Annotated in this window: 35 protein-coding genes; 18 read left to right on the forward strand and 17 right to left on the reverse strand. The window is 64.4% G+C overall.

The annotated features are described in order from the left end of the window. The first annotated feature begins 113 nt into the window (after positions 1-113). Positions 114-1,835: a BTAD domain-containing putative transcriptional regulator gene (locus JG743_RS23135; protein ID WP_202293031.1), complete on the forward strand. Its 1,722-nt coding sequence runs from the start codon at positions 114-116 to the stop codon at positions 1,833-1,835. Positions 1,836-2,047: 212 nt separating this feature from the next. On the opposite strand, the gene JG743_RS23140 is transcribed toward JG743_RS23135, so the two are convergent. Beyond that, on the reverse strand, positions 2,048-3,925 hold the full coding sequence (locus JG743_RS23140) for an ABC-F family ATP-binding cassette domain-containing protein (protein ID WP_202293032.1): 1,878 nt from the start codon (positions 3,923-3,925) through the stop codon (positions 2,048-2,050). 128 nt (positions 3,926-4,053) lie between these two features. On the opposite strand from JG743_RS23140, the gene JG743_RS23145 reads away from it, so the two are divergent. Together JG743_RS23145 and JG743_RS23150 are read left to right on the forward strand one after the other, a co-directional pair. After that, complete coding sequence (locus tag JG743_RS23145; protein ID WP_202293033.1) at positions 4,054-4,296, forward strand: hypothetical protein; 243 nt, start codon at positions 4,054-4,056, stop codon at positions 4,294-4,296. A gap of 351 nt (positions 4,297-4,647) precedes the next feature. Then, complete coding sequence (locus JG743_RS23150; RefSeq protein ID WP_202293034.1) at positions 4,648-4,848, forward strand: hypothetical protein; 201 nt, start codon at positions 4,648-4,650, stop codon at positions 4,846-4,848. A 228-nt stretch (positions 4,849-5,076) separates the two neighbouring features. Here the strand turns inward: JG743_RS23150 and JG743_RS23155 are convergent, their stop codons facing one another. From JG743_RS23155 to JG743_RS23170, 4 genes are all read right to left on the reverse strand, one after another. Continuing rightward, a complete protein-coding gene (locus tag JG743_RS23155) occupies positions 5,077-5,520 on the reverse strand; it encodes a MucR family transcriptional regulator (RefSeq protein ID WP_202293035.1) in 444 nt (147 codons plus the stop codon). 167 nt (positions 5,521-5,687) lie between these two features. Next, positions 5,688-5,891: a hypothetical protein gene (locus JG743_RS23160; RefSeq protein ID WP_202293036.1), complete on the reverse strand. Its 204-nt coding sequence runs from the start codon at positions 5,889-5,891 to the stop codon at positions 5,688-5,690. Continuing rightward, positions 5,884-6,825 (reverse strand): DMT family transporter, encoded by a 942-nt coding sequence (locus tag JG743_RS23165; protein ID WP_202293037.1) that lies wholly within the window; start codon positions 6,823-6,825, stop codon positions 5,884-5,886. Before JG743_RS23165 ends, JG743_RS23160 begins: the two co-directional genes overlap by 8 nt. Before the next feature lie 55 nt (positions 6,826-6,880). After that, positions 6,881-7,714, reverse strand: a complete 834-nt coding sequence (locus tag JG743_RS23170; protein WP_202293038.1) for a hypothetical protein — start codon at positions 7,712-7,714, stop codon at positions 6,881-6,883. 111 nt (positions 7,715-7,825) lie between these two features. Here JG743_RS23170 and JG743_RS23175 point away from each other — a divergent pair, with 111 nt between their 5' ends. Next, positions 7,826-8,794 carry a LysR substrate-binding domain-containing protein gene (locus JG743_RS23175; protein WP_202293039.1) on the forward strand — a complete coding sequence of 323 codons (969 nt, stop codon included), beginning with the start codon at positions 7,826-7,828 and terminating at the stop codon, positions 8,792-8,794. Positions 8,795-9,116: 322 nt separating this feature from the next. Here the strand turns inward: JG743_RS23175 and JG743_RS23180 are convergent, their stop codons facing one another. Next, positions 9,117-9,284: a hypothetical protein gene (locus tag JG743_RS23180; protein WP_202293040.1), complete on the reverse strand. Its 168-nt coding sequence runs from the start codon at positions 9,282-9,284 to the stop codon at positions 9,117-9,119. 140 nt (positions 9,285-9,424) lie between these two features. Between JG743_RS23180 and JG743_RS23185 the strand changes: the two genes are divergently transcribed. The 5 genes from JG743_RS23185 to JG743_RS23205 all read left to right on the forward strand — a co-directional run bounded on the left by JG743_RS23185 (position 9,425) and on the right by JG743_RS23205 (position 12,922). Further along, positions 9,425-9,589, forward strand: a complete 165-nt coding sequence (locus JG743_RS23185) for a hypothetical protein (protein ID WP_202293041.1) — start codon at positions 9,425-9,427, stop codon at positions 9,587-9,589. Positions 9,590-9,680: 91 nt separating this feature from the next. Next, a complete protein-coding gene (locus JG743_RS23190) occupies positions 9,681-11,759 on the forward strand; it encodes an ATP-dependent helicase (protein ID WP_202293042.1) in 2,079 nt (692 codons plus the stop codon). A gap of 82 nt (positions 11,760-11,841) precedes the next feature. Then, entirely contained in the window at positions 11,842-12,141 is a 300-nt protein-coding gene (locus JG743_RS23195) for a hypothetical protein (RefSeq protein WP_202293043.1), read from the forward strand. A gap of 119 nt (positions 12,142-12,260) precedes the next feature. Next, complete coding sequence (locus JG743_RS23200) at positions 12,261-12,563, forward strand: hypothetical protein (RefSeq protein WP_202293044.1); 303 nt, start codon at positions 12,261-12,263, stop codon at positions 12,561-12,563. A 179-nt stretch (positions 12,564-12,742) separates the two neighbouring features. Further along, positions 12,743-12,922 (forward strand): hypothetical protein, encoded by a 180-nt coding sequence (locus JG743_RS23205; protein WP_202293045.1) that lies wholly within the window; start codon positions 12,743-12,745, stop codon positions 12,920-12,922. A gap of 18 nt (positions 12,923-12,940) precedes the next feature. On the opposite strand, the gene JG743_RS23210 is transcribed toward JG743_RS23205, so the two are convergent. After that, a complete protein-coding gene (locus JG743_RS23210; protein ID WP_202293046.1) occupies positions 12,941-13,834 on the reverse strand; it encodes a LysR family transcriptional regulator in 894 nt (297 codons plus the stop codon). Between the two features lie 123 nt (positions 13,835-13,957). Between JG743_RS23210 and JG743_RS23215 the strand changes: the two genes are divergently transcribed. From JG743_RS23215 to JG743_RS23230, 4 genes are all read left to right on the forward strand, one after another. Beyond that, positions 13,958-14,350: a (R)-mandelonitrile lyase gene (locus tag JG743_RS23215; protein ID WP_202293047.1), complete on the forward strand. Its 393-nt coding sequence runs from the start codon at positions 13,958-13,960 to the stop codon at positions 14,348-14,350. 107 nt (positions 14,351-14,457) lie between these two features. Then, positions 14,458-15,447: an aldo/keto reductase gene (locus tag JG743_RS23220; protein WP_202293048.1), complete on the forward strand. Its 990-nt coding sequence runs from the start codon at positions 14,458-14,460 to the stop codon at positions 15,445-15,447. 28 nt (positions 15,448-15,475) lie between these two features. Continuing rightward, complete coding sequence (locus JG743_RS23225; RefSeq protein WP_202293049.1) at positions 15,476-16,216, forward strand: SDR family oxidoreductase; 741 nt, start codon at positions 15,476-15,478, stop codon at positions 16,214-16,216. A gap of 157 nt (positions 16,217-16,373) precedes the next feature. Beyond that, positions 16,374-16,676 carry a DUF982 domain-containing protein gene (locus JG743_RS23230; RefSeq protein ID WP_202293050.1) on the forward strand — a complete coding sequence of 101 codons (303 nt, stop codon included), beginning with the start codon at positions 16,374-16,376 and terminating at the stop codon, positions 16,674-16,676. Positions 16,677-16,762: 86 nt separating this feature from the next. On the opposite strand, the gene JG743_RS23235 is transcribed toward JG743_RS23230, so the two are convergent. The 3 genes from JG743_RS23235 to JG743_RS23245 all read right to left on the reverse strand — a co-directional run bounded on the left by JG743_RS23235 (position 16,763) and on the right by JG743_RS23245 (position 19,134). Beyond that, positions 16,763-17,551 (reverse strand): GGDEF domain-containing protein, encoded by a 789-nt coding sequence (locus JG743_RS23235; protein WP_202293051.1) that lies wholly within the window; start codon positions 17,549-17,551, stop codon positions 16,763-16,765. A gap of 227 nt (positions 17,552-17,778) precedes the next feature. Further along, positions 17,779-18,399 carry a hypothetical protein gene (locus JG743_RS23240; RefSeq protein WP_202293052.1) on the reverse strand — a complete coding sequence of 207 codons (621 nt, stop codon included), beginning with the start codon at positions 18,397-18,399 and terminating at the stop codon, positions 17,779-17,781. A gap of 222 nt (positions 18,400-18,621) precedes the next feature. Further along, the gene (locus JG743_RS23245; RefSeq protein WP_202293053.1) at positions 18,622-19,134 is read right to left on the reverse strand and encodes a DinB family protein; all 513 of its coding nucleotides are present in this window, start codon (positions 19,132-19,134) and stop codon (positions 18,622-18,624) included. 304 nt (positions 19,135-19,438) lie between these two features. Here JG743_RS23245 and bluB point away from each other — a divergent pair, with 304 nt between their 5' ends. Both bluB and JG743_RS23255 read left to right on the forward strand, forming a co-directional pair. After that, the gene (gene bluB, locus JG743_RS23250) at positions 19,439-20,074 is read left to right on the forward strand and encodes a 5,6-dimethylbenzimidazole synthase (protein WP_202293054.1); all 636 of its coding nucleotides are present in this window, start codon (positions 19,439-19,441) and stop codon (positions 20,072-20,074) included. A 40-nt stretch (positions 20,075-20,114) separates the two neighbouring features. Then, complete coding sequence (locus tag JG743_RS23255; RefSeq protein ID WP_202293055.1) at positions 20,115-20,411, forward strand: DUF1905 domain-containing protein; 297 nt, start codon at positions 20,115-20,117, stop codon at positions 20,409-20,411. A gap of 12 nt (positions 20,412-20,423) precedes the next feature. On the opposite strand, the gene JG743_RS23260 is transcribed toward JG743_RS23255, so the two are convergent. Next, positions 20,424-20,630, reverse strand: a complete 207-nt coding sequence (locus JG743_RS23260; protein WP_202293056.1) for a hypothetical protein — start codon at positions 20,628-20,630, stop codon at positions 20,424-20,426. A gap of 180 nt (positions 20,631-20,810) precedes the next feature. Between JG743_RS23260 and ndk the strand changes: the two genes are divergently transcribed. Together ndk and JG743_RS23270 are read left to right on the forward strand one after the other, a co-directional pair. Continuing rightward, a complete protein-coding gene (gene ndk, locus JG743_RS23265; RefSeq protein WP_202293057.1) occupies positions 20,811-21,233 on the forward strand; it encodes a nucleoside-diphosphate kinase in 423 nt (140 codons plus the stop codon). Positions 21,234-21,368: 135 nt separating this feature from the next. Further along, positions 21,369-21,977: a class I SAM-dependent methyltransferase gene (locus JG743_RS23270; protein WP_202293058.1), complete on the forward strand. Its 609-nt coding sequence runs from the start codon at positions 21,369-21,371 to the stop codon at positions 21,975-21,977. 155 nt (positions 21,978-22,132) lie between these two features. Here JG743_RS23270 and JG743_RS23275 read toward each other — a convergent pair whose 3' ends face one another. Then, on the reverse strand, positions 22,133-22,549 hold the full coding sequence (locus JG743_RS23275) for a MarR family winged helix-turn-helix transcriptional regulator (protein WP_244672887.1): 417 nt from the start codon (positions 22,547-22,549) through the stop codon (positions 22,133-22,135). A 103-nt stretch (positions 22,550-22,652) separates the two neighbouring features. Here JG743_RS23275 and JG743_RS23280 point away from each other — a divergent pair, with 103 nt between their 5' ends. Beyond that, the gene (locus JG743_RS23280) at positions 22,653-23,129 is read left to right on the forward strand and encodes a cupin domain-containing protein (protein ID WP_202293060.1); all 477 of its coding nucleotides are present in this window, start codon (positions 22,653-22,655) and stop codon (positions 23,127-23,129) included. Between the two features lie 78 nt (positions 23,130-23,207). On the opposite strand, the gene JG743_RS23285 is transcribed toward JG743_RS23280, so the two are convergent. The 5 genes from JG743_RS23285 to pgsA all read right to left on the reverse strand — a co-directional run bounded on the left by JG743_RS23285 (position 23,208) and on the right by pgsA (position 25,807). Beyond that, positions 23,208-23,477, reverse strand: coding sequence for a hypothetical protein (locus JG743_RS23285; RefSeq protein WP_202293061.1), 270 nt, complete (start codon positions 23,475-23,477; stop codon positions 23,208-23,210). A gap of 148 nt (positions 23,478-23,625) precedes the next feature. After that, positions 23,626-24,387 carry a YbaY family lipoprotein gene (locus JG743_RS23290; RefSeq protein WP_202293062.1) on the reverse strand — a complete coding sequence of 254 codons (762 nt, stop codon included), beginning with the start codon at positions 24,385-24,387 and terminating at the stop codon, positions 23,626-23,628. 77 nt (positions 24,388-24,464) lie between these two features. Continuing rightward, on the reverse strand, positions 24,465-24,947 hold the full coding sequence (locus JG743_RS23295; RefSeq protein WP_202293063.1) for a molybdenum cofactor biosynthesis protein MoaE: 483 nt from the start codon (positions 24,945-24,947) through the stop codon (positions 24,465-24,467). Between the two features lie 4 nt (positions 24,948-24,951). Further along, positions 24,952-25,209, reverse strand: a complete 258-nt coding sequence (moaD, locus tag JG743_RS23300) for a molybdopterin converting factor subunit 1 (RefSeq protein ID WP_202293064.1) — start codon at positions 25,207-25,209, stop codon at positions 24,952-24,954. A 1-nt stretch (position 25,210) separates the two neighbouring features. After that, entirely contained in the window at positions 25,211-25,807 is a 597-nt protein-coding gene (pgsA, locus tag JG743_RS23305) for a CDP-diacylglycerol--glycerol-3-phosphate 3-phosphatidyltransferase (RefSeq protein ID WP_126055601.1), read from the reverse strand. Positions 25,808-25,881 lie beyond the last annotated feature (74 nt).

The following is a 25,881-nucleotide window of genomic DNA, read 5'->3' on the forward strand; positions in this document are numbered from 1 at the left end:
ATACTGGCCGGCCCGCGTTCCTCCACCGTTCCCCGAATGCGCTTTGCGTGTGCCGGCCCTTTCCATCGATGCAGTTGCATGACTATGGTGCGCGGGGCGGCTGGGGAGTCAAAATGCGCGTAAAGGTGGATTTGCTTGGCCAGTTTCGTGTGTCCGTCGATGGACGCGCGTCTTCCGCGGCGGCGTGGCGGCGTACGAGCAGCGTGACGCTGGTCAAATTGCTGGCGCTTGCACGGCGTCACCGGCTGCACCGCGAGCAGGTGATGGATGCGCTGTGGCCGGACCTTGAACCTGATGCGGCGGCCGCCAATCTGCGCAAGGCCGTCCACTTCACCCGGCGCGCGCTCGGCGCGCATGACATCATCGCGCTCGACGGCGAGATCGTGGCGCTGGCGCCCGGCGCCGAGCTTGCCGTCGACGCCACCCTGTTCGAGGCCGAAGCGACGGCGGCGCTGCAGGCGAACGATCGCGCGGCCACGGAACAGGCTGCCCAGCGCTACGCCGGCGACCTGCTGCCGGAGGACCGCTACGCCGAATGGGCCGAGGAGCCGCGCCAACGGCTGCGCGAGCTCTATGTGCGCGTGCTGGAGGCCGCCGGCCTCTGGGAACGATTGCTGGCGGTCGACCCCGCCGACGAGCGCGCCGCGCGGGCACTGATGCAGGTGGCGCTCGACGCCGGCAATCGCGGCGAGGTCGTACGGCAGTTCGAGCGGCTGCGCGAAAGCCTGCGCGTCGATCTCGGTGTCGGCCCGCAAGCGGCAACGGTCGTCATCTACGAGAAGGCGCTGGCGCTCGGCGGCGCGCAGCCGACCGGAATCGCCGAGCGGGTGCGCGGGCTTTTGGCTTGGGGCATTATCCAGCTCAACAGCGGCGACTTCGGCGATGCCGGGCGCAAGGGCACGGAAGCTCGCACCCTGGCGATTGCCGCCGAACTCGGGCGCGAGGTCGGCGAAGCAAGCGCGCTGATCGGGCTCGCCGCACATATGCAGGGGCAATGGCAGGAGCTTTTCCAGTCCGAGTTCGTCGACTGGGTTCGCGGCGCGCCAAGCGTTGCCTCCAGCGTCTTCGATGGGCACCTGTGCCTGGCGGAATTCTGCCTCTACCGGGCCGGCGGACACGAGCATATGGCCAAGGCGGCGCGCGAGCTGCTCGGCATCGCCGAGGCCGCCGGATCGGTCCCCGGCCGCGTGCTTGCCTCGCTGATCCTCGGCGAGGCGGAGCTTTTCTCCGGCCGGCTGACCGCGCCCGAGGAGCTGTTGACCCGCGCCGGACAGCTCAGCGCCGAGGCCGGAGCCCCGTTCGGCGAGGCGCTGGCGCTGCATCGGCTTGGCGAGATCGCTTTGGCGCGCGGCCAGAAATGGCGCGCCGGCCGGCTCCTGCAGAAGGGATTGCGCCTTGCCGAATCGACGTGGCTCGCCCCGCATCTGCTGATCCGTTTCCAGGCACTGGCGGTCGAGGCGGCGGCGACGCAATCGCAGGCGATTGAGGCGATCCGGCAAGGTGACCGCCGGCTCGCCGAAAAATGCACCTGCCAGCCCTGCTCGATGGGGTTTCGCGTCGCATCCTCGATCGCGCTGGCCGAGGCCGGCGAGCTCGACCAGGCGAGCCGGCGCATCGACGAGGCCGAGCGGTTGGCCGGCATGTGGCAAGGCGGACCCTGGGTCGCCGCCGTCTGGGAAGCGCGCGGCGTGCACCGCCAGGCGCGGGGCGAAAGCGACCAGGCCTCCGCGCTATTGCGCGAAGCGGCCGCCCGCTACGCCGACCTCGGCCGCCCGCGCGACCAGGAGCGATGCCTGGCGCGGGCGCAGGCAGTGGAGGTGCGGCTGGCGGGGTAAGTGGCACCTCCCCTTCTCCCCTTGTGGGAGAAGGTGGCCGAGCGAAGCTCGGACGGATGAGGGGTGCTGGACGGAGTGCTACTTCGAAGATTCTAGACGCTTGAAATCTCTCGATATTCTCACGCCGCGTTTCTTCCAACACCCCGCATCCGTCTCGGCGCTGCGCGCCGATCCACCTTCTCCCACAAGGGGAGAAGGAAGAACTACGCGCCCTACTCCGCGATCCCTTCCTCGTACTCGGCCGACATGGTCAGCCACTTGTCCTCGTTCTGCGCCAGTGTAGCCGCAAGCTGCGAGCGCTCCTTGGCCAGTCGCGTCGCGGTCGAGGGGTCTTTCTCGTAGATCGCCGGATTGGCGAGCTCGTCCTCTATCAGGTCGATGCGCTTGCGGGTGCGATCCATCAGCGCCTCGGTGGCGCGGATTTCCTTCGCCAGCGGTTCGAGCGCGGCGCGGCGTTGCGCGGCCTCGCGGCGGCGGTCGGCCTTGGAGGCCTTGTCCGCTTCCTTCTGCTCGCGGCGATTGGAGGAAACGCCGGTGACCAGCGTCTTGTAGTCTTCGAGGTCGCCGTCATAGGGATTGACCGCGCCGTCCTTGACCAGCCACAGCCGGTCCGCCGTCGCTTCCAGCAGATGGCGGTCGTGCGAGATCAGGATCACCGCGCCCGGAAAATCGTTCAGCGCATGGATCAGCGATTCACGGCTGTCGATGTCGAGATGGTTGGTAGGCTCGTCGAGGATGAAGAGGTTCGGGCCCTCGAAGGCCGACAGGCCCATCAAGAGGCGCGCCTTCTCGCCGCCGGAGAGATCCTTGGCGGCGGTGTTCATCTTCTCGGTCGTCAGGCCGAACTGGGCGACGCGGGCGCGCACCTTCGATTCCGGCGCCTCCGGCATCAGCCGGCGCACATGCTCATAGGCGTTTTCCTCGGGGCGCAGATCGTCGAGCTGGTGCTGCGCGAAAATCGCCACCTTGAGGCCCGGCGCCACCGTCATGGTGCCGGTCTCGGCCTTCAGGCGGCCGGCGAGCATCTTGGCGAAGGTCGACTTGCCGTTGCCGTTGGCGCCGAGCAGCGCAATGCGGTCGTCGGCATCGATGCGCAGCGTCATCTTCTTCAGGATCGGATTGCCCTCGCTGTAGCCGACATTGACGCCATTGAGCGCAACGATCGGCGAGGCCACCGTCTTCACCGGCTCGGGGAAGGAGAACGGCCGCACCGTGTCGTTCACGATCGCCGCGATCGGCTTCATCTTCTCCAGCGCCTTCAGCCGCGACTGCGCCTGCCTTGCCTTCGACGCCTTGGCGCGGAAACGCTCGACGAAGGACTCCATGTGCTTGCGTGCCGCTTCCTGCTTGACGCGGCTCTTCTCCTGCAGCTCGCGCTGCTCGGTGAGCTGGCGCTCGAACTGGTCGTAGCCGCCGCGCCAGAGGGTCAGCTTCTTCTGGTCGAGATGGACGATGGAGTTGACGGCGCGGTTGAGCAGGTCGCGATCGTGCGAGATCAAAAGCACGGTGTGCGGGTATTTGGAGACGTAGTTCTCCAGCCACAGCGTGCCTTCGAGGTCGAGATAGTTGGTCGGCTCGTCGAGCAGCAGCAGGTCGGGCTCGGAGAACAGCACGGCCGCCAGCGCAACGCGCATGCGCCAGCCGCCGGAGAAGGACGAAGCCGGACGCTTCTGCGCGGCGTCGTCGAAGCCGAGGCCGGCAAGGATGGTGGCCGCGCGGGACTCGGCCGAATGCGCGTCGATGTCGGCCAGCCGCGTGTGGATCTCGGCGATGCGGTGCGGATCGGTGGCGGTCTTTTCCTCTTCGATCAGCGCCTGGCGCTCGGCATCGGCCTTGAGCACGATGTCGATCAGCGGCTCCTCGGTGCCCGGCGCTTCCTGCGCCACCTGGCCGATGCGGGTGTTCTTGGGCAGGCTGATCGAGCCGGTCTCGGAGGGGAAATCGCCGGTGATCGCCTTGAACAGCGTCGTCTTGCCGGTGCCGTTGCGGCCGACCAGGCCGGCCTTGGTGCCGGCCGGCAGGGTCAGCGAGGCATGATCGAGAAGCAGGCGCCCCGCCATGCGCAGCGAGAGGTCGTTGATGATAAGCATGGCCGCGCTTTTGCACGGCTGGCCCACGCTTCGCAAGTGCCAGCCTCGCGGCATGGCTCGCCCCGAGGCCAGCGCTGGCCAAATTGCAAAATGCGCGGCCGGCGGGAACCAGATGCGCGGCGAGGCGTTTGGAGCCGGTGATCCGCTATTTCGCCCTCGCCTTCATCTTTTTCCAGGTCGCCACGACAGCCGCGCTGGCGACGCAGGTGGTGCTGTTTGAGGGCCAGACCGCTGACGTGCAATCCTTGCAACTGGCGGGGGGAGCAAGCGGAGCACCAACGCTGCCTCTCGTGGGGGACGTGGCGAGCAGGCCAGAGCGGGGCGCGAAGCAACACCTGCTGATCCAAATTGATACCGGAAAACCAATCTGAGCATCTCCGGTGAATGACTGAGAGGCCGGTGGGACAGCGCCCCTGTTCGGCCTGACATCTCCTACCTCGATGCATCGCGGATAGTGGGCGCTTGCTCGAAACCGGAATGTTACCGGTACACTGGCGGTTTTCGGCCGAGAAATCGATATACCAGACAACTTGAAGTTCAGCCTTAGCATATATTAGCGCCCGGCGTGTGCGTGCGATATGCGATGGCCGGAAAAATCTTCCCGCGCACGCGTGATGCTTTGCGAAAAGTTGATTTCATTTTCTGGCTGATACTGTGATCTTAGGTTCGCGCCGCGAGTCGCCTCGAGCGCCAACGATAAATTTCTTTGCTCAGGAGCCACGATGGACGAGGCAGCGAAAGATCTGCGCGCGCTCAGATTTGTCGCCGACATGACGCGGAAGTTGGCGAAGATGCTTTCGCGTACGCGCTACCACATGCTCGTCTATTTTCTCGAGATGACGGCGGTCGAAGCCGAAAGCCTGGCCGACGCGCAGGACCCGAAGCTGACGGGTTCACGGAAGCCGCCCGAGCCCAAGAACTGACCATGCGGGAGACTGCTCCACCCCGATGGGAACGGGATGGATTTTTTCGTTAGCTTGGGAGAAGCGCCGCGCCTTTCGGCTCACAAAGAAACGCCACGGCATTGATTTGTGCGGCGTGTCGGGCCGGTCGGCAGACGACCAACTGTGGCGCCCTGGCCGTTCGCCAAGGCGCCATGCAAACTGAACGCGCCACGGCGCCGCAACGCGCGGGGCGCTACCCGAGGGAAATCAGGCCTTGGCCTTGCGCTTCGCCACCTTGGCGGATTGAGCCGCCGGCTTGCGGCCGAGCCCGGAGGATTTGGCCAGCGCCGAGCGGGTCGCCGAATAGCTGGGCGCCACCATCGGATAGTCGGGCGCGAGGCCCCATTTGGCGCGGTACTCGTCCGGCGTCAGGCCATGATCAGTGGCGAGATGCCGCTTCAGCGACTTGAACTTCTTGCCGTCCTCCAGACAGACGATGTGGTCCGGAAACACCGAGCGCTTCGGATTGACGGCCGGCGTCAGCACCGGCGTCTCCTTGACGGCGGCGACACTGGCCAGCTTGCGCACCGAGGCGCTGACGCTGGCAATGAGGTCCGGCAGACCGGAGGCCGGAAGCGGATTGTTGCCGACATAGGCCGAGACAATGTCGGCGGTCAGTTCAATTGCGGTCTTGTCGTCGATATTGTGCAATTTTTTTCCCTCTGCCGGCGATCAAGTCACCAGCTCTAGTTGTAGACTTTTGACGATGTATCGATTTGACCGTGCTCCCCAACGGGTCCACTAGAGTCAATAAACCCGGCAGACTCAATACGGGCTGATATTTTAATAGGGCGCTGGCACCGCGCAATTTAGAAAATCTAATACTTGGAAGCGGCAGACTTGGATGGGCCGGAATCGGCTAAAATTTCGAGAATACGCTTCCAACGGGCGCAGCGACCGAAATCTTTCTGCTCAATCGCCTTTTCTGCCTTCATCGCGGCGTAAAGCGGCGCCTCGGCGCCGAATTCCCTTACCAGCCAATGCGCTTCCTGTCTGGCGCGCCGCTCGTCTTCGTCAAGCATGGTTCCCTGCCTCCGGACCTTCGATGCCCACAGCAATGCAACTGCCGATGACGAGGACGGCGCCGGCAATGGCCGTCGTCGTCAGCGTTTCGCCCGACAGCGCCAAAAGCAGCGTCGAGGCGATCGGCGTGAGATAGGCGGCAACCGCAACCTTGCCGCCCCGGTCGAGCTTCAGCGCCCGCGACCAGAAGTAGTAGCCGAGCCCCATCGGGCCGGCGCCGAGATAAAGCCCGGCAACGAGATAGATTCCAACCGGCCAGGCGACGCCGTCGCGCAGGCACCAGGCGAAGGTCAGGGCCACGCCGGCGAGCGCGGAGGGCAGCAGGAAACGGTCCGGCGGCGTCGCCAGGCGGCCGACGGCGATCGAATAGAAGGCCATGCAAAGCGCCGAGCCGAAGGCTGCGAGATAGCCGGCGAGATTGCCCTGGAACCATGACTGCTCGCGCCCGCCCGAGATGACCAACGCCACGCCGAGAAAACCGAGCGCGGCGGTGATGCCGAGCAGCACGGGGCGGCGCGGGCTGTCCAGCACGATGATGGCGGCCGCCACCATCAGCGGCCAGGTGTAGGCGACGAGGTTGGCCTCGATCACCGGCATCGCGGCAAAGGCGATGTATTGCAGGACCATGGTGCCGACGAGGCCGATGAAGCCGATAGCGATGGCGGCGAGATTGTTCGCTGGCCTCGCCTGCTCCCCTTGCGGGAGAAGGGGAGAAGGAAAGGCGCGTAGCCTGATCACCGCAAAGACCAGGGCTGCTCCGGTGAATTGGAGGAACTGCACCAGCGACACCGGATGATCTTCAAGCAGGGACTTGCCGACCAGCGCATTGGTCGACCACAGCGCCACCGCGCCGGCGGCGAAGGCCAGCGCGGCTGCGGGAGCCGATCCATCCCGGCCGATCCGGGATGGCGTCCTGTTTTCCTGCCTGGCCATGACCTGTTCCGAATTGTGGATCAGTAAAGCAAGCTGGTTCCCGCCCATGGCCTCACTACCATGATTCCCTGGCGCCGCCGGAGACCGGATCGGCGACCGGCTGCGGCGCGGGATGTTCCTCGGCAAAACGGCGATAGGCCGGCAGCTGGTTGTTCCAGACGTCCTCGGCCAGTTCGTTCACCCATTCGCGGTCGTGGTCGTTGTCGGCGGCGAGGTAGAACATGCGGTTGTCGTCGACATAGGGCTTGGCGACGGAGCGCTGGTTGAGCACCAGGGTGACGCGCGAGCCGTGCTGGATAGGGGCGGTGCGATGCAACACGCCGAGGAACTGGCCGAGCGTGGCATAGTTCATCTTGTGGTCGATGCGCATGATACGGTTGCGCGGGATCTCGCGGCCCGATTCCAGGATCGCCCGGCCCGTCTCGGAATCGTCGCAGTAGATCTCCAGATGGCCGCCGATCAGCGGATCGCTGATCGACAGCGGGATGAGCTCGGTGACCGGCACGCCGTCGCAGTGCCATTCGACGGCGCCGTCCTTGGGATTCATGAAGGTGACCGTCGAGCCGACGATCGACAGCGGATAGGGCTCGAGCTTTGTGCCCATCATGTCGGAAAGGCGCTCCAGGCGGAGCTTGTCGTTCAACATCTCCTTGATCTCGGGAATGTAGCGGTCGGCGCCGGTGATGAAGGTGAGATCGAGATGCTTGTGCACGGCATGGCTGGCCTTCAGCTTCAAGGCGGCCTCCTCGATCGCGGCAAGCAGCGCCGGGTCGTAGCCGTGCAAATACTGCGCGACGCCGAAACTCGACACTTTCCAGGCTGTGTCGTGGCCGATGATGGCTTCACGGCTCATCGCATAGCGTAGATCGGGAATGCTATGGGCGTTCATTCTACTTCTCCAGGGTGGGGGCAACACTTGGTAAACAGTCGATTAATCCGCCCACCCCTGTAAATTTAGGAATGCTGGTGCTACCGTAAGCGGAGCTTAAGGTCGAAAACGGTGCGTCTGCTCAGTCAGGTCAACCTCAATTCGCTGAAGATCGTCGAGAGTGCTGCCCGGCACGGGAACTTCACGCGCGCCGGCGAAGAACAGTTCATCACCGCTTCCGCCGTCAGCCAGCGCGTTAAAAGCCTGGAAGATCAGTTGCGCTTCAAGATTTTCCAGCGTGGCGGCAACGCCGTGTCCCTGACGCCGGAAGGCGAGACCTACGTGTCACGAGTGCGCGAAGCCCTGGAGCGGATCGTGGCAGCCAGCATGGAAGCGACCGGGCAATCGCAGGCGCATGTGCTCAAGATCTCGGTGCTGCCGACCTTCGCGGCGCGCTGGCTGTTCCCGCGCCTGCCGGCGTTCCAGCGGCAATATCCAGACATCGAGATGCGGGTGTCGACGTCCTATGCCACGCATGAGTTCGCGACGTCCGAATACGACCTGGAGATCCGCTACGGCGACGGCAGCTTCCCCGGCCTGCAGGGGGACCTGCTGTTCAAGGAAGATTTGACGCCTGTGTGCAGCCGCAAGCTCTTCCACGAGATCCTCGGCGACAAGCCGCTGTCCAAGGTGACGCCGGATGACCTGCGGCATTTCACGCTGCTCCATTCCGACACCTGCACCCAGAACTGGCAGTCGTGGCTGGGCTTTGCCGGGGCGAGCTTCGTGCTCGGCGAGACCAAGAACATCTATTTCGATTCCTGCATGATGTCCTATGAGGCGGCGAACGCCGGCATGGGCTTTGCCGTCGCCAACCGCGCCTATATGGCGAGCGACATCCGCGCCGAACGGCTGGTGGCGCCGTTCGCGATCCACCACCCCAACACCGCCGGCTGGTACTTCGTCAGCCCCGACACCCAGCACGCGGCGCGCAAGGTTGTGTTGTTCAAGCAGTGGGTGATGGCCGAAGCGGCGCTGACGCAGCGCCAGCTGGACCAGGAGATCGCCGGGGTGCCGGTGAAGCGGGCGGCGATGGCTTGAGGTACCACACGCTGTTTCTGATTCTATACTTCCCACTGGTTCAAGGCATGTGGGCGGTCGATCAGGTACAGAAGACGATGTCCTGCCGCAACTCTGGGTTTTTGTTGTAGATTTCACACAATAGCTGGAATTCAGCCGGATTTCCCCTACTTCCAGCAGTCTTCCCCAACCTATCCCCTGACCCAGCGGCAAGACTCAGCTATGATCTGTCTTGCGGCGGGCCTGACTTTCCCGCTTGGCCGGCGCTTTCCGCTTCCTCCCAAGCAGCGCCGGCCTTCTTCTGTGGCAACAGCTACCAGATTTGCCTGAGCTGCCCTGTGCGTCACTGCGCCGGCTGTGTGCCCTGCTGGTCACCGCCGGTGGTCGATTTCGGCACCGGGTTCGTGTCGACCTGCGGGTTCTGGTCGACGGGCGCCTTGGTCGGCGGGATGTTGTTGTCGCAGGCGGCGAGCGCGAGCCCCAAGGCCAGCAGCATCAAAAGCCTCATCATGACAACCTCCTCTCGTTCGCCCCTTTCACCAGGGCAAACGAGACGATACCGGTTTGGTTGCACCGCAAGCTGGGTCGCATCGGAGGGCGGCGGAACAAAATGCCCCCTCCCCGATTGGTCCGCTGAAGGAGAATATGGTCATGATCCGTCTGCTGATTGCTGGCCTGTTCGCCTATGCGACCTATCGCTTCACCAAGAAGGTCATCGACGAGGTGCCCGACGGCTTCGAGCCACTGCCGCTGCCGGAGGAACGCCGGTCATTGCGGCGCCAGCGGGCGGCGATGGGTGTGGAGCCACGGCGGTAGCAGACTTGGTTCCTCGCCCGCACGCGAGTGGAGGAGACGAAAGGCGTCGCGAAATCATTGCGAACAAAGCGGAAACGATGCTTGATGGGCGATGAACCTCGCCATCCGTGATTCGACCCTCCAGCCCGCCTACCTCGACAAGCTCAACGCCGAGCAGCGGCTGGCCGTGGTGCATGGCGACGGCCAGGTGGCCGCACCTCTGCTGGTCATCGCCGGCGCGGGGTCGGGTAAGACCAGCACGCTGGCGCATCGGGTGGCGCATCTCATCGTCAAGGGCGCCGATCCGCGCAGGATCCTGCTGATGACCTTCTCCCGCCGCGCTGCGTCCGAAATGGCCAAGCGCGTCGAGCGGATCGCCGGCGAGGTGCTGGGGCGCGATGCTTCCGTCATCACCGATGCGCTCTCCTGGGCCGGCACTTTCCACGGCATCGGCGCCCGGCTCTTGCGCGACTATGCGCTGGAGATCGGCCTCGACCCCGCCTTCACCATCCATGACCGCGAGGATTCCGCCGACCTGATGAACCTTGCCCGGCACGAGCTGGGGTTTTCCAAGACCGAGAGCCGCTTCCCGGCCAAGGGCACCTGCCTGCAGATCTATTCGCGCGCCGTCAACGCGCAGGCGCCGCTCGGCGAGGTGCTGGGCGCGGTGTTTCCCTGGTGCGCGGGCTGGGCGGAACAGCTGAAGGCGCTGTTTTCGGCCTATGTCGAGGCCAAGCAGGCGCAGAACGTGCTCGATTACGACGACCTGCTGCTCTACTGGTCGCAGATGGCGACCGAGCCGGAGATCGCGGCGCATCTGTCGTCGCGCTTCGACCATGTGCTGGTCGACGAATACCAGGACACCAACCGGCTGCAGGCCTCGATCCTGACGGCGCTGAAGCCGGACGGCTCCGGGCTGACGGTGGTCGGCGACGACGCCCAATCGATCTATTCGTTCCGCGCCGCGGAAGTGCGCAACATACTCGACTTCCCAAAGCAGTTCGCCCAACAAGCGGCGATCGTCACGCTGGAGCGCAACTACCGCTCGACCGAGACGATCCTGGCGGCTGCCAATGCGGTCATCGGCGAGGCTTCCGAGCGCTTCACCAAGAACCTCTGGAGCGAACGCAGATCATCCGAGAAGCCGCTCCTGGTCAGCGTGCGCGACGAGGCCGAGCAGGCGAGCTATGTCTGCCAGGCGATCCTCAGCGAGCGCGAGGCGGGCACGGTGCTGAAGTCGCAGGCGGTGCTGTTCCGCGCCTCGCATCACAGCGGGCCGCTGGAGATCGAGCTGACCCGCCGCAACATACCTTTCGTCAAGTTCGGCGGGCTGAAGTTCCTTGATGCCGCCCATGTCAAGGACATGCTGGCGGTGCTGCGCTTCGCCGAAAACCCGCGCGACCGCGTTGCCGGCTTCCGCGTGCTGCAGCTGATGCCGGGCATCGGGCCGTCGGCGGCCGCGCAGATCGTCGAGACGATGGCGACGTCGCTTGACGAGGCGATGGGGCTGGCCCGCTACCGGCCGCCACAGCGTGCGGCCGAGGACTGGCCTTCCTTCCTGTCGCTCTACGAGGGCCTGCGCGCCGGCGCCAAATGGCCAGCCGACCTCGAAAGGATCAGGCTCTGGTACGAGCCGCATCTGGAGCGCATGCACGAGGACGCGACGATGCGCAGGGCCGATCTCCTGCAGCTCGAGCAGATCGCTTCAGGCTACCCGTCGCGCGAGCGCTTTCTCACCGAGCTGACGCTCGACCCGCCGGACGCCACCAGCGACGAGGCCGGCCCTCCGCACCGTGACGAGGATTATCTCATCCTGTCGACCATCCATTCGGCTAAGGGCCAGGAATGGAAGAACGTCTTCGTGCTCAACACCGTCGACGGCTGCATCCCGATCGACCTCGGCGTCGGCAGCAAGGAGGATATCGAGGAGGAGCGGCGCCTGCTCTATGTGGCAATGACGCGGGCCAAGGACAGGTTGCATCTCGTCATGCCGCAGCGTTTCTTCGTGCACGGCCAGGCTGCGCGCGGCGACCGCCATGTCTATGCCGCGCGCAGCCGCTTCATCCCGGCCTCGATGCTTGGCGCCTTCGAGCAGACGTCCTGGGCGAGCGTGCAGGCGAAGGAGGATCCGCGCCACCAGCCTCAGGTTCGCGTCGATCTCGGCCAGCGCATGCGCGGCATGTGGAAATAGGCGAAGCCTTGCCTGCGGCTTCCTTTGCCGGCAACCAAAGTCAGGAGCTCGCGTTAACCCGCGTTCAAAGCGGAGCGCGACGATGGACCCTGTAGCAGCGGCGGTAATGATCCTGCTTTCCTGCAGCCCGGACATGGTGTCCTGCCATCCGGCACAGACGCGTCCAGTCGTGTATCAAGACATGGCACAGTGCACCGCCGCGCTGCCCGACAGACTGCGGGGAAGCGGCATGATCGGCAGATGCCGGCCCGTTGATGCGGCAACGCTCAAGACAGTCGCTGAGGGGAAGGAGCTGGCATCCGTGCGCGTGACGCGCGGAACCGGCGCCAATGCCGTTTCCATGGATTATCTGGTCCTCCATGCCCCGGATGCGACGGACTGATTGGTCTGCATCGTCGCTGGCCCGCTCACGAAACGTGTCAAGGACGCTCTTCATCGCGATGGAACCATCTGCCGCCGAGCGGGTTCCCGTTAGCAAGACCTAATGCAAAGGAGGCAATTATGAAGAAGATGATCCTCGCGGCCGCGCTTGGCCTAGCAACGCTGGCGCCTACCGTAGTTCCGGTACAGGCTGCAAGTCTGACGATTACTACTGACAACGGCCCACGATACAGTGACGATTACCAGTGGCGCCGTTACCATCGCAACTATGCCATGCGTGATTATGACCGTGACTATCGACCCGACTGGCGCCATCACAATCGTGACAACGACCGCTGCCGCGTCAGGGTACATAAGCGCTGGCACCACCACCGGCTGGTGATCAAGAAGGTGTGGAGTTGCGGCTTGCACAGGGGCTGGTGACCTCAGGGACATGGCGCAAACCAGGCTTGAGTTCGAGCTTCGGTGAGCGCCTGTCCAACCCTGAGCAGACATTCCTTGCAAGCCGACGAATGCTCCGCTCAGGCCTTTCGTTTGTCGCAGATTCCTGTCGGAAAACCGTGGGACAGTTGTCAGGGATCTGCTTTGGCAGAAGGGTTCCAATGCGCTTCGTTCCCGCCACCATGAGCTGGCGGCAGCGGCTTGGCCAATTGGCCGGACGACTGTTCGTCAATGTCGTTGCCGCGCTCATCGCCGGCGTCGCCATCCTCTTCCTGGCGCTGTCGGCGCACCATCCGGGGCCCTCCGCGCCGGACCAGCTCATCACGACCGCGGCGCCATAACATCGGCCCGGATTCCATCTATCCCCTGTAGCGCAGCGCCTCGACCAGCACGGTGAAGGCCGGCGAGGACTGGCGGCGGCTGGGATAATAGAGGTGGTAGCCGGGAAAGGGCGGGCACCAGTCGGCGAGCACACGCACCAGCCGTCCGTCGGCGATATGCTTTTCCACCTGGTCCTCCGGCAGAAAGGCGACGCCGAGGCCGGCAAGCGCCGCCTTCAGCCGCAGCGAGATGTTGTTGAACACCAGGCGGCCCTCGACGCGCACGCGCAATTCGCGGGCACCTTTCTCGAACTCCCAGGCATAGACCCCGCCATAGGTCGGCAGGCGGATGTTGATGCAGTCGTGGCCCATCAGGTCCTGCGGCACTTTCGGCCGCTTGCGGGTGGCGAAGTAGGACGGCGCACCGACCACGGCCATGCGCATGTCCGGCCCGATGCGCACCGCGATCATATCCTTGGCTACCTGCTCGCCGAGGCGCACGCCGGCGTCGTAGCGCTCCGCAACAATGTCAGTGAGCCCATAGTCGATGATCACCTCCGCCCTGATGTCCGGGTAGTCGGGCAGCAGCCTTTCCAGCGCCGGCCCTAATATGGTCTCGGCCGAATGCTCGCCGGCGGTGATCCTGAGCGTGCCGGCCGGCTTGTCGCGAAAGGCACTCAGCGCGGCCAGCTCGGTCTCGATCTCCTCGAAGCGCGGACCGATGGTGTTGAGCAGACGCTGGCCGGCCTCGGTCGGCGAAACGCTGCGCGTGGTGCGGGTGAGCAACCTCAGTCCCAGTCGTTCCTCGAGCGCGCGCATGGTGTGGCTGAGCGCCGATTGCGAGACGCCGAGCTGGGCGGCGGCCTTGGTGAAGCTGCGCTCGCGCGCCACGGCGAGGAAGGCGAGAAGGTCGTTGAGGTTTTCGCGCGGCATATATGAATCGTCCTCATAGGTTCATGCGCATTATACCATCTAATCCTTCGCCGCCGCAGCCGCTACATCCCACCCATCAACGAGGCGGCACACGGTCCCCTCGCCCAAGCGAAGGACATGGCAATGGACATCACGAGAAACGGCTCGCAGCCGTCGGCCAAGGGCCCGGCCGACTATTTTACCGGCCAGGTGCGCCTCGACGCGCGCTTCAACAGAGACGAATCCCGCGTCGGCGGTGCCACCGTCACCTTCGAGCCTGGCGCCCGCACCGCCTGGCACACGCATCCACTGGGCCAGACGCTGATCGTGCTGTCCGGCGCGGGTTTCGCGCAGCGCGAAGGCGGCCCGGTCGAGGAGATCCGCCCGGGCGACATCGTCTGGTTCGCGCCGGGCGAGAAGCATTGGCACGGCGCCCAGCCGGCCACCGCCATGACCCATATCGCCATCGCCGAAGCCCTCGACGGCAAGGTCGTCGACTGGATGGAGAAGGTCAGCGACGAGCAATATTCGCGCTGATCACGGCCACGGCATCGAGGCAAGGGTATCCTGGAGATCATCCTCGTCGGGCCTATCTGGCGGCACAGGTCCGCCGGTTCAGCACTTCCATCCACAAGGAGAAGACAATGCAAAAGCGCACGTTAGGAAACAGCGGCCTGGAAGTCTCGGCCATCGGCCTCGGCTGCATGGGGATGAGCCAATCCTACGGGCAGCCCATGGAGACGGCGGACGCGGTCCGTCTTATCCGGTCGGCATTCGAGCGGGGCATCACCTTCTTCGACACCGCGGAGGTCTATGGACCGTTCAAGAATGAGGAGGTTGTCGGCGAGGCGCTGCAGCCGATCCGCGACCAGGTGGTGATTGCCACCAAGTTCGGCATCGACATCGCCGGTACGGCCGGACACAGCGGCATGGACAGCCGGCCCGAGCATATTCGCGACGTCGTCGAGGCGTCGCTCAAGCGTCTGCGGACCGACCGCATCGACCTGCTTTACCAGCACCGCGTCGATCCGGTCGTGCCCATCGAAGAGGTGGCCGGCACGGTGAAGGACCTGATCAGCCAAGGCAAGGTGAAATACTTCGGCCTCTCGGAAGCGGGCGTGCGCACGATCCGGCGCGCGCATGCGGTGCAGCCGGTCGCGGCGCTGCAAAGCGAATACTCGCTCTGGTGGCGTGAACCCGAGGAGGCGATCATGCCAGTCCTCGAAGAACTGGGGATCGGCTTCGTGCCCTTCAGCCCGCTGGGCAAGGGCTTCCTCACCGGCGCCATCAACGCCAACACGACATTCGACAGCAGCGACTTCCGCAACACAGTCCCCCGCTTTGCGGCGGAGGCCAGGAAGGCGAACCAGGGTCTGGTCGATGCGATCGGCGCGATCGCGGCCGGCAGGAAGGTGACTCCCGCACAGGTCGCGCTCGCCTGGCTGCTGGCGCAAAAGCCGTGGATCGTTCCGATCCCCGGCACCACGAAGCTCAATCGCCTCGAGGAGAACATCGGATCAGCCGCCGTTGCGCTGTCGACGGACGATCTTCGCAACATCGAGAACGCGGTCTCGGCGATCGCCGTGCAGGGAGATCGCTATTCCCCGCAACAGGCGGCGAGGATCGATCGCTGAGCACAAGGAAATCAGGAAAAGCAAAACCATGGCACAAGGTATCGAAGACAAGGTCGTCGTCATCACCGGAGCCAGCAGCGGGCTCGGCGAAGCCACGACGCGGCTTCTCGCCAAGGATGGCGCCAGGCTGGTGCTGGGCGCGCGCAGGCTCGACCGGCTGAAGGCGCTGGCGAGCGAGCTGTCGCTCGGCCAGGACGCTGTCCTGCAGACCGACGTGACACGGCGCGACGAGGTCCAGCGCCTCGTCGACCATGCGGTGAAAACGCATGGGCGCATCGACGTCATCCTCAACAATGCCGGCCTGATGCCGCATTCGCCGCTGGAGCGCGGCAAGGTCGAGGATTGGGACCGGATGATCGATGTCAACCTCAAGGGCGTGCTCTACGGCATCGCCGCTGCGCTTCCCTACATGAAGGCGCAGAAGAGCGGCCATATCATCAACGTCTCGTCCGTCGCCGGCCATAAGGTCGGCCCCGGCGGCGCGGTCTACGCCGCAACCAAGCACGCGGTGCGCGTCATCTCCGAGGGACTGCGGCAGGAAGTAAAACCCTACAATATCCGCTCCACCATCATCTCGCCCGGCGCGGTGGCGACGGAATTGCCCGAGAGCGTCACCGAGGCGGACGTCGCGCAAGGCGTGCGCGAGCTCTACGAGCGCTGGGCCATCCCGGCCAGTTCCTTCGCCAGCATGGTGGCTTTCGCCATGAGCCAGCCGGAAGAAGTCGACGTCAACGAGATCCTGTTTCGGCCGACAAGGCAGGAATACTAGGGAGTAGGAAGTGGGCATCAGGGAATGGGGAACCACTGCCTACTGCCTACTGCCTCACATTTCATGGAACCACCCGCCGCCTGCCGCGTTCTCTGGCGTTCGACCCCCGATCGAGAGTGGCGGCCGCCGCTTTCTTCGCCCAACCCAAGAGGCCAGAATGCACGACAGGATGTTCTTCACCCCGGTCGCCCTTACCGTTGGCGCCGGCCACAAGCGCATGATCGCGTCGCTGTTCGACATGCATGAATTCCTGACCGACTTCCCGCCGTCACGGCGACGGCTGAGCTATGGCGCCGCGGTGAAGGCCTGTGAGGCCGCTCGGGCCGGAGAAATCTCCGTCGATGCGGCGCGTGACGCGCTGATCGCCTTCGCGGTCACCGCCGGCATCCTGTGGCCCGCCGCTCAGCCCGCCGTCTCGGTCAAGCCGGTGGCGCGCAGCTTTGGCGGCTATGCGGCATGAAGTGAATGAGTAGCGGATAGGGAAGGCAGCGAATGCGCCAGCCGGCGCAAAGCTATTCGCTACTCGCTATTCGCTATTCGCTTATCTTAATGAACCGTCGCGGCGTCGTCGGTCAGCGTGCCGAGCAGCGCGGCCGTCGCGAAGCTGACCTGGTCGCGGCCGTTCGACTTTGCCTTATAGAGGTGGCTGTCAGCCGTCCGGTACATGTCGGCAAAGGTTGTGTTGCCGCTGAAGGCGACGCCGCCGATGCTCACTGAAAGCGGGCAAGGCCGGCCGTCGGGCGAGAATTCCACCTCGCGGATGCGCCGCCTGATCCCTTCGGCGACCAGCCAGGACTGCGACGCATCGGCGCCGGGAAGAAAGACCGCGAACTCCTCGCCGCCGATGCGGCCGACAATATCGGCGCCGCGCAGCTGGCCCTTGATCGTCTTGGCGATCAGCTTCAGTGCCTGGTCGCCGCAGTCATGTCCGAGACGGTCGTTGATGGTCTTGAAATGATCGGCATCGACGATCAGGAAGGCGCCAGCATCGACGACCGCCTGGCTGCGGGCCTGATCGAGATAGGCCTCGACGAGCATCGAGAAGGCGCCGCGGTTGAACACCGCCGTCAGGCTGTCGGTGGCCGCGACGATGCTCAGCGCCTTCTGCGCGACCGCCAGCTGGCGCATCTTGAACATCAGGAAGAAGAAGAACGACCCCGCCAGCACGAGCGGCAGCAAGAGGTCCGTCATCTGCGCCCGCCACAGCGCATCGGGCGACAGCAAGGGAAAATTGTAGGAATCGACGAAGAAGGCCGCGGCGATGCAGACCGCCGTGCCGGCAATGGTAACGGCGATGACCCTGCCCCAGCTCGTCGGGGACAAATCGATGCGCATTCCGTTGCTCCCACTACAACTGGCCTATCTTGAAGCCGGAGCGCAAACGAATTCCTAACATATTAGTTGCAATTCAAATGTGGTTAACCGCTTGTCGAAAAGCGGGCAGCCCTATCGCAAAAAAGCGCACCATCCATGTGGCATACCCGCCACCCGAGTGGCGGGTGGCGGGCGTAGCGACTGCGACTGGCGGCCGTCGCACAGCGTTGCGGCCGGCGCCGGAATTGTCAGCGGCGCGCGATCAGCAGGCAGAGCTGCCGCAGGTCTCGGTCATAGGTGCCCTCGCTGGCGAGCACGTCGACGCAGCGCTTCTTCATCCGCGCAAGCTGGCCGCTCGACATGTTGGCGACCACCCCTGGCAGAGCCTGCGCGCTGGTAGTTCCCGCAGTGCCAAGGGTGCCAGGAACGCCAAGGGGGCCAGGAACGCCTAGCGTTCCAGCACCAATACCGACACCGACATTGGCGTTCGTGCCGCTCGTTCCGCCGAGTGTTATCCCCAGCGCGCCGTTGGTACCATTGCCGGTGCCCAGCGTTGCGTCGGCGCCAGCGCCGTTGGTTCCACCCAGGGACACCGTAGCGGTGCCACCGCCGCCACCGATCGTGGCATCGCCATTGGCGCCACTCGTGCCGCCGATCGAAGCGGTGGCATCGGTGCTGCTGCCGCCGAAGGAAGCACTGGCGTTGGCCCCGTTGGCGCCGCCGACATTGCCGCTGGCTGAGTTGCCGCCGATGGACGCGCCGCCGAGGCCACCAAGGCCAACGTCAGCCGCACTTACAGGAATGGCAAGAATTACGACAATTGCTCCGCTGGCGAATGTTCTGGTGATTTTCCGCACGATACTAGACATGGCACTCTCCTTGGTTGCCCTTCCAGTTCCCGCACTGCAATCTCCTGGAAAAAATCCACTACATTGCTCATGCATCAAGGGCTACGCTTTGAGATGCATTCCAGTTTCACCGCACTTTGTGTTTCCAAGAATCTTAGTTTTTGAACATTTCATAGCCCCGCTAAAACAAGGCGCGGTTTATTCTAAAACTTTAGAAATTCCTAATATAATACAACCCAACCGTCAGGCGTAGGCGCGGCCTTCCTCGCTGCGCTGGAACAGCACCAGGTCGAGCGGCACAGAAGGTCGGCCAAGTACGGTCAGGATCATGTGCGCATGGCCGCGGTGGTGGGTCTGATGGTTGAAGAAATGGCTGAGCGCCGGCGCCAGCCGCTGCGAGATGGTGCGCATGTCCGAAAGGGTCATGTAGGAGAAGCGGCCGGCGAGTGCCTTTTCGCTCGTGCCGTCGATCCAGTTGATGATCCTCTTGTCTTCCGCCTCGCGCGCCAGCCTGAGGACAGACAAAGCGCGGTGGATGATCCTGTCGGTGCTCGCCGGCGCGTCGCCCTCGCCGCTGAAGCGCTTCATCCAGACGCGGTCAGCGACCAGAAGATGGTTGAGCGTTCCCATCATCGAGCCGAAGAAGGCGCCGACATCGCGCTCGAACTCCGCGTCATTGAGATCGGCGGCCGCATCGTAGATGCGGCCGTTGGCCCACTGGTTGTAGGCTGCAAACATCATGAAATGCTGTTTCATCTCTCCGGCCCCGCTCGCGTTCCAGTTCAGGCCTACCTAAACCCTTGGAGGATTCGCGCCAATGACGATTCTAAGGGAGTAAGGGAATAGGCAGTACGGCAGTAGGGAAGATATGGGGCACACCTACTGCCCTACTGCCCTACTGCCCTACTGCCCTACTGCCCTACTGCCTATTCCCTTACCCTCCCCAAATGCGACAAAGTGGACGTGCCTGAGTCGCTTCGCGTGCCTCATCGCCGCCTTGATCGGGGCAAAGAAGAAGCAGCCGGCGGACCCGGGCAATCACACGAAGGCAGCGCTGCGCATGGCATCGGCCCCGGATTTCTCCGACGAATTTCGCCTCGGGCTCATCACCCTCATGCAGTGGCGCCGGGACGTCAGGCGTTTCAAGACGGCGCCGCTTCCCGACGGCACGCTGGACCAGCTGCTGGCGCTGGCCAGCATCGCGCCATCCGTCGGCCTCAGCCAGCCCTGGCGCTTCGTCGTTGTCGATGCCCCGGAGCGCCGCGAGGCCGTGCGAGCCTGCTTCGAGCATTGCAATGCCGAAGCGCTGCAATGTTTTTCCGGCGAGCGCGCGGCGCTTTATGCGCGGCTGAAACTCGCCGGGCTGGCCGAGGCGCCCTGCCAGTTCGCGGTCTTCGCCGACCGCACGACGGCGCAAGGCCATGGGCTCGGCCGCTTGACCATGCCCGCCACCATCGACTATTCGGCTGTCATGGCGGTGCACACTCTGTGGCTGGCGGCTCGCGCCGAAGGCATCGGCATGGGCTGGGTGTCGATCCTCGATCCGGCCGAGATCGCCCGCATCCTCGACACACCGCCGGAATGGACGCTGATCGGCTATTTCTGCCTGGGCTACCCCAGCGAGGAGGATTGCGTGCCGACGCTGGAGCGCGAGGGCTGGGAACAGCGGCGCCCGCCGGTGGTGATCCGGCGGTAGGAGCGGTGGCGGAGCGTGGCCGCCACGAATGGAGCGCAAGATGTTCCGATACGAAATGCAGGCCGAAATCTGGGTCTATCCGGGCAAGGGCGGCTGGCATTTCGTGACGTTGCCGGCCGAATTCGGTGCGCGGATCAGGACGGCGATGGCGGGAATGGCGCGGCCGTGGGGCTCGCTCGGCGTCGAGGCGGTCATTGGCGAGACCCGCTGGCGCACCTCGCTGTTTCCCGACAAGGCATCCGGAAGCCTGCTCTTGCCGATCAAAGCTTCGGTGCGGCAGCGCGAAGGCCTTCGGGCAGGCGACACGGCGGCATTGGCGATCGAGATATCGCTGTAAAAGAACGATCCGTCACTTCGCTCCATCTCTAGCGACGAGCCTGACGCAGATCGGGTCGCCTTTCTCAATACGGGCGCATTGCCATTCCGGGCCGAAACCGAAATTCTCCGTTGGCCCCAGCCTCGGAAACACCAGCAGGACAAAGAGGGCGACGCCGACAAACACCGCCACGAACAGGATCCCGGCGATATCCCCGCGTCTCAGATAGGGCCAGTTCATTTCACGCCGCGCCCGGCATCCTTCTTTCTGGTCCCGAGGCCCCCATTGTCGCGCAAAGAGCCGCCCTTGGCCAGAACGCCGTCGGCAGGTGCTTCCCTTGGCGCTCCCCTTGGCAAGGGGCGAAGCGGCTTGTATAGAGCCCGCCACCCCGCAATCCATTCTCATCACAAGGACGACCCAATGGCGATCGAACGCACCTTTTCCATGATCAAGCCGGACGCGACCCGGCGCAACCTGACCGGCGCCATCACCAAGATGCTGGAAGATGCCGGCCTGCGCATCGTCGCCTCCCGCCGGGTGTGGATGAGCCGCCGCGAGGCGGAAGGCTTCTACGCCGTGCACAAGGAACGCCCGTTCTTCGGCGAGCTGGTGGAATCCATGTCCTCGGGCCCGACCATCGTGCAGGTGCTGGAAGGCGAAAACGCCATCGCCAAGAACCGCGACGTGATGGGCGCCACCAACCCGACCAACGCTGCCGAAGGCACCATCCGCAAGGTGCATGCGCTGTCGATCGGCGAGAATTCCGTGCACGGCTCGGACGCGCCGGAGACCGCCGCGCAGGAGATCAAGTACTGGTTCTCCGACACCGAGATCGTCGGCTGAACGAACCCGTCCAGCACGATTGAAAAGGCCGGCGCTTCGCCGGCCTTTTTGTTGGCGGCGTCGGAGATGTCAGGCGGGCTCCTCCGCAAGCCACCATTGCGCTAAGCTTGGGCTTCACCGACCCCGGAACCCGCCATGACCAGTGCCATTCCCGGCTTCTTCCAAGGCACCGAAATGCCGTCGAGCGCCTGGTGGGAGGCGCTGTGGCCAGACCCCGCCGGCGTGCTCGCCGCAACGGGCTTGAGACCCGGCACGGAGGCGATCGACCTTTGCTGCGGCGATGGTTGGTTCACCTTGCCGATGGCGGGAATGGCCCGGCACGTCGTTGCCATCGACATCGATGCCGACCAGTTGGAGGCCGCCCAGCGGCGGCTGACGGAACACGGCGTAGCCAATTGCGATTTCGTCGCGGGCGATGCCTACGAGCTTGCCCGGCTCACGCCCCGGCCGGCCGATTTCGTGTTCATGGCCAACGCTTTCCATGGCGTTCCGGACCAGGCACGGCTGGCGCGCGCCGTTGCCGCCACGCTTCGCCCTGCAGGCCTGTTCGCCATCGTCAACTGGCACCAGCATCCACGCGAGACAACCACCGTGCTCGGCGAACCGCGCGGACCGAGGACCGAGCTCAGGCTGTCGCCGCAACAAACCATCGCGGCCGCCGAGGCGGGCGGCCTGAAATTCGCCGGACTGGTCGAGGTGCCGCCCTACCACTATGGCGCGCTCTTCGAGAGGGCGAAGGGCTGATCGCCGGCCGCAATCGAAAACGGTCGCGGATGGACGCCGGTTGCCAGCCGACCCTTAGGCGGATCAGCGTTCCATGGAATCGCTGAACCGCCCTAAGTATTTGTTTTGACGCAATTTCGGACGGAAAACCGCTGCGCACTTTTTCTGGAATTGCTCTAGCGGATCAGTGGCGTGTCCCAGAGGTCGCCGAGCAGCGTCTTCAGTTCATGAAAGCGCTTCTCGCCAAGTTCCTCGGCCCATTCCCGTTCGACGTCGAGCAATATGTCGGCCATCTTCTGGTAGGCGGCTCGCCCGCGGTCGGTAAAGTTGACGATCGTCCCGCCGCTTTCGTCAGGGGCGGCTGAGCGCGTGACGTAGCCCATTCCTTCCAGCGTTTTCAGCAGCTGGTTCATGGCCTGCTTGCTCATGGCGGCGCGCTCGGCAAGCGCGCTCGGCCGCATGCCGTCCGGGCCGGGATACTGGATCACCGCCATATGCGGCGGGCTGATATCGTCGAAGCCGGCTGCCCTGAGCTCCCGGATCAGCTTACGATGGATGGCCATCGCCGGCACGCGCAGCAGCGCGCCGATCAATGGAGGCTTCTTCGGAGGATCTTCCGTGGATGATGGCATTGACACTATGGTAAATTGAGTTTACTCATTTCGGTAAATTCGATTTACCACACAGGAGGATGGAATGCTAGAGAAAACCAGGCAGGTTCGCGTCAATCCGGCGGACGAGACGATCAGCCATGACGGCCTTGCCGTTCGCTTCCTGCTCACCGGCGAACAGTCTAACGGCAGCATCGCGACCTTCGAGCTGACGGTCCCCGGCTCGCAGCGGCTGCTCGCCCCGGCGCACAGCCACGACCACTATGAGGAAACCTGGTATGGGATCGAAGGCTCGCTGACGCTGACCGTCGACGGGCACCAGTATGACATCGGGCCTGGACAAGCGTTGTGCATTCCGCGCGGCGCCGTCCACCGTTTCGACAACAACACCGCCGAGACCGCCAAGGTGCTGTGCGTGGTGACGCCAGCCGCGATCGGTCCGGAATATTTCCGCGAGGCCTTCGCCATCTTCAGCACCGGCGGCCCGCCCGACCGCGCGAAAATCATGGACCTGATGCGCCGCTTCGGCCTGACACCGGCGCCACCGCCATCGCAGGCGTAATCCCGTCAGGAGTGGTGCGCTCGCGGCGCAGCATATGGGAGAACGAGATCCCGCCGCCCCTCACGGCGGGCTTCCCTGTTACTTCGGTTGGCGCTCTTTCACATTCGCATGCAAGTTCGCTGCATCCGTGTCGGTGGATGGCGTCTTGGTTTCCTCACCGACAAACGGACTGCCCTGCCCAGGCGCGAGGTCGCCGCTATGGCCGGCCTTGTTGGTCTGGAAGGGTTGGCCGTCGGGGCTGAGGCCATGCTGAGTGGCATTGAACAGATGGTCGTCCGCCCTGGCGAGGCCAGCGAAGGCAATCAACGATACGCCTGTGGCAGCAAGGATGAGCGCGTGCATTTTCATATCTGGAACTCCTTTTGAGTGGCCAGATCGAGCCGCATTCGGTCTGGCGGCTTCAGTGAAGGGACTTCTCCCTTTTGCCTGCCCGCCATCTGAGGAAGTAACGCTTCGGCCGTTCGGACTATTCCCGGCTGTCGAGATTTTCCGGTAATCAACTCGCCGCGTTGAAGCGCAGTATTTCGCGGCCGTCCTTGTCGGCGATGGTGAGCTTGCCGGCATCGACATGGTAGGAGGCGGCCTTGGCGAGCGCCTCGAACAGCGCCTTCTCCTCGGCCATGACCTCAGGGGCGCAGGCCATGTAAGTCGAGCCGATGTCGCTGATGGCGATCTTTTCGCCATCCACCTTGGCGGTGGCGAAATAGGCGTTGCAGGGGCCCTTGCCGCCGGCCTTGCCGGCTTCGCCGATGCGGAACGTCGCCTGCGGCTGCGAAATCACGCCGATGCCGTCGATATATTCGATCAGCCAGCTCTGGCCGATCAGCGCATCCGCCTTCGGGTCCGGCGCCACCATCTTCAGCACGATGGTCTCAGGCTTGTCGCTCAGCGGGTCGACCTGAAGGCGCGTATCGGTGATGAAAAGCAGCTTGTCGTCGACGGTGATGCGCGCCTGCAGCGCATAGGTCATGTTCGGGCGGATGACCTGCGGGTCGAAGCTGATCTCGAACTTGATCGGCACCTGGCCCGCCGGCGCCACCTTGCGCTCGCCGATGATGGCGGCCGGCGCGTCGGCCAGCGACACGTCGGCAAGCTCGACGGAGAGCACGGCGTTGGGCGGCAGCGCGATGCGCTCGCGATACATTACCTCGCCCTGCAGCTTCTTTTCGGCGGCAACGGAGAGTTCCGGCACCGCAAGCACGCCAACGACCAACGGCACCAGGCCGAAGATGAAGAACTCAGCGATCCTGTCCAGCATGACCCAGCTCCCCTAGGTTGCGCCAGCCTGCGAAGCGTCCTGCAGGATTAAGGTCAATGCATGGCCACGGGGTGGATTTAATCGGTCGGCTTCGTCTTCCAGCGGCCGGCTGCCTCGTCGTCGGCCTCCTTGGCCTCGACCCAACCGCCCTCGGAACCATCGGCATGGTGCTCCTTCTTCCAGAAGGGCGCGCGCGATTTGAGGTAATCCATGAGGAAATTCGCCGCCTCGAATGCCGCCTGCCGGTGCGCCGAGGCGGCCACCACCAGCACGATGTTCTCGCCGGGCCGGACCTTGCCGTGGCGGTGGATGACGGTCAGCCCCTGGAGGGGCCAGCGCTCAATCGCCTCGGCAGCGATGCGGCCGATCTCGGCCTCGGCCATCCCGGGATAATGTTCAAGCTCTAGCGCCGAAAGCGCGCCCTGCTCATCGCGGCAAAGACCGGAGAAGGTCACGACGGCGCCGATGTCGGCGCGGCCCGCGGTCAGCCTGGCGATCTCGGCGGCGACGTCGAAATCTTGGCGCTCGATGCGCACCGTCGGCCGCACGGCGCCGGGCACGGTTTCAGCCCCCGGTCATCGGCGGGAACAGCGCGATCTCGCGCGCGCCCGCGATCTTTTCGCGGTGGCCGACATGTTCCTGATTGATGGCGACGCGGATGACGTCGGGAAATTGCAGCGCGTTCTCGTATTCCTCGCCGCGCGACTTCAGCCAACGCAAGAGATCTGCCACCGTCTCGATGCCGGCGGGAAGTTCGACATCCTCTTCCGGCTTGCCGATCCGCTCGCGCACCCAAGCGAAATAGATGAGCCGCGTCGCCATTCTACTCGTCCATGATGTGCTTGAGGCCGGCGCGGAAATAATCGTAGCCGGTGTAGAGCGTGACCAGCGCCGCGATCCACAGCAGCACCAGTCCGGTCTGCGTGGTCAGCGGGAAAATCTTGTCGCCGGCGGGGCCCGCGAGCAGGAAGGCGATGGCGACCATCTGGATGGTGGTCTTCCACTTGGCGAGCTGGGTGACCGGCACCGACACTTTAAGCGCCGCCAGATATTCGCGCAGGCCGGAGACCAGGATCTCGCGGCACAGGATGATGATCGCCGCCCACAGCGACCAGCCGGCGATGCCGGCATGACGGTCGGTGTCGGCGGCCAGAAGCAGCAGGCAGGTGGCGACCAGCAATTTGTCGGCGATTGGATCGAGCATCTTGCCGATGTTGGAGGTCTGCTGCCAGGCGCGCGCCAGATAGCCGTCGAAATAATCGGTGATGGAAGCGAGCAGGAAGATGACCAGCGCCGACCAGCGGGCGAAGTCGCTCGACTTCAGATGTCCCTCGAGGAAAAAGCACAGCACCACCAGCGGCACCGCGATGATGCGGGCGTAGGTGAGGATGTTCGGCAGGTTGAACGCGCGCTGGGCCATGTCGTTTTGGGTACTCTCTCCGCTGCGTACTCAAATCAGAAGGGAATGTGGGGGGTCAACAGGTCAGATTCGAT

Origin of the sequence: Mesorhizobium sp. 131-2-1, from assembly GCF_016756535.1 — a bacterium.
Taxonomy (GTDB): Bacteria; Pseudomonadota; Alphaproteobacteria; order Rhizobiales; family Rhizobiaceae; genus Mesorhizobium.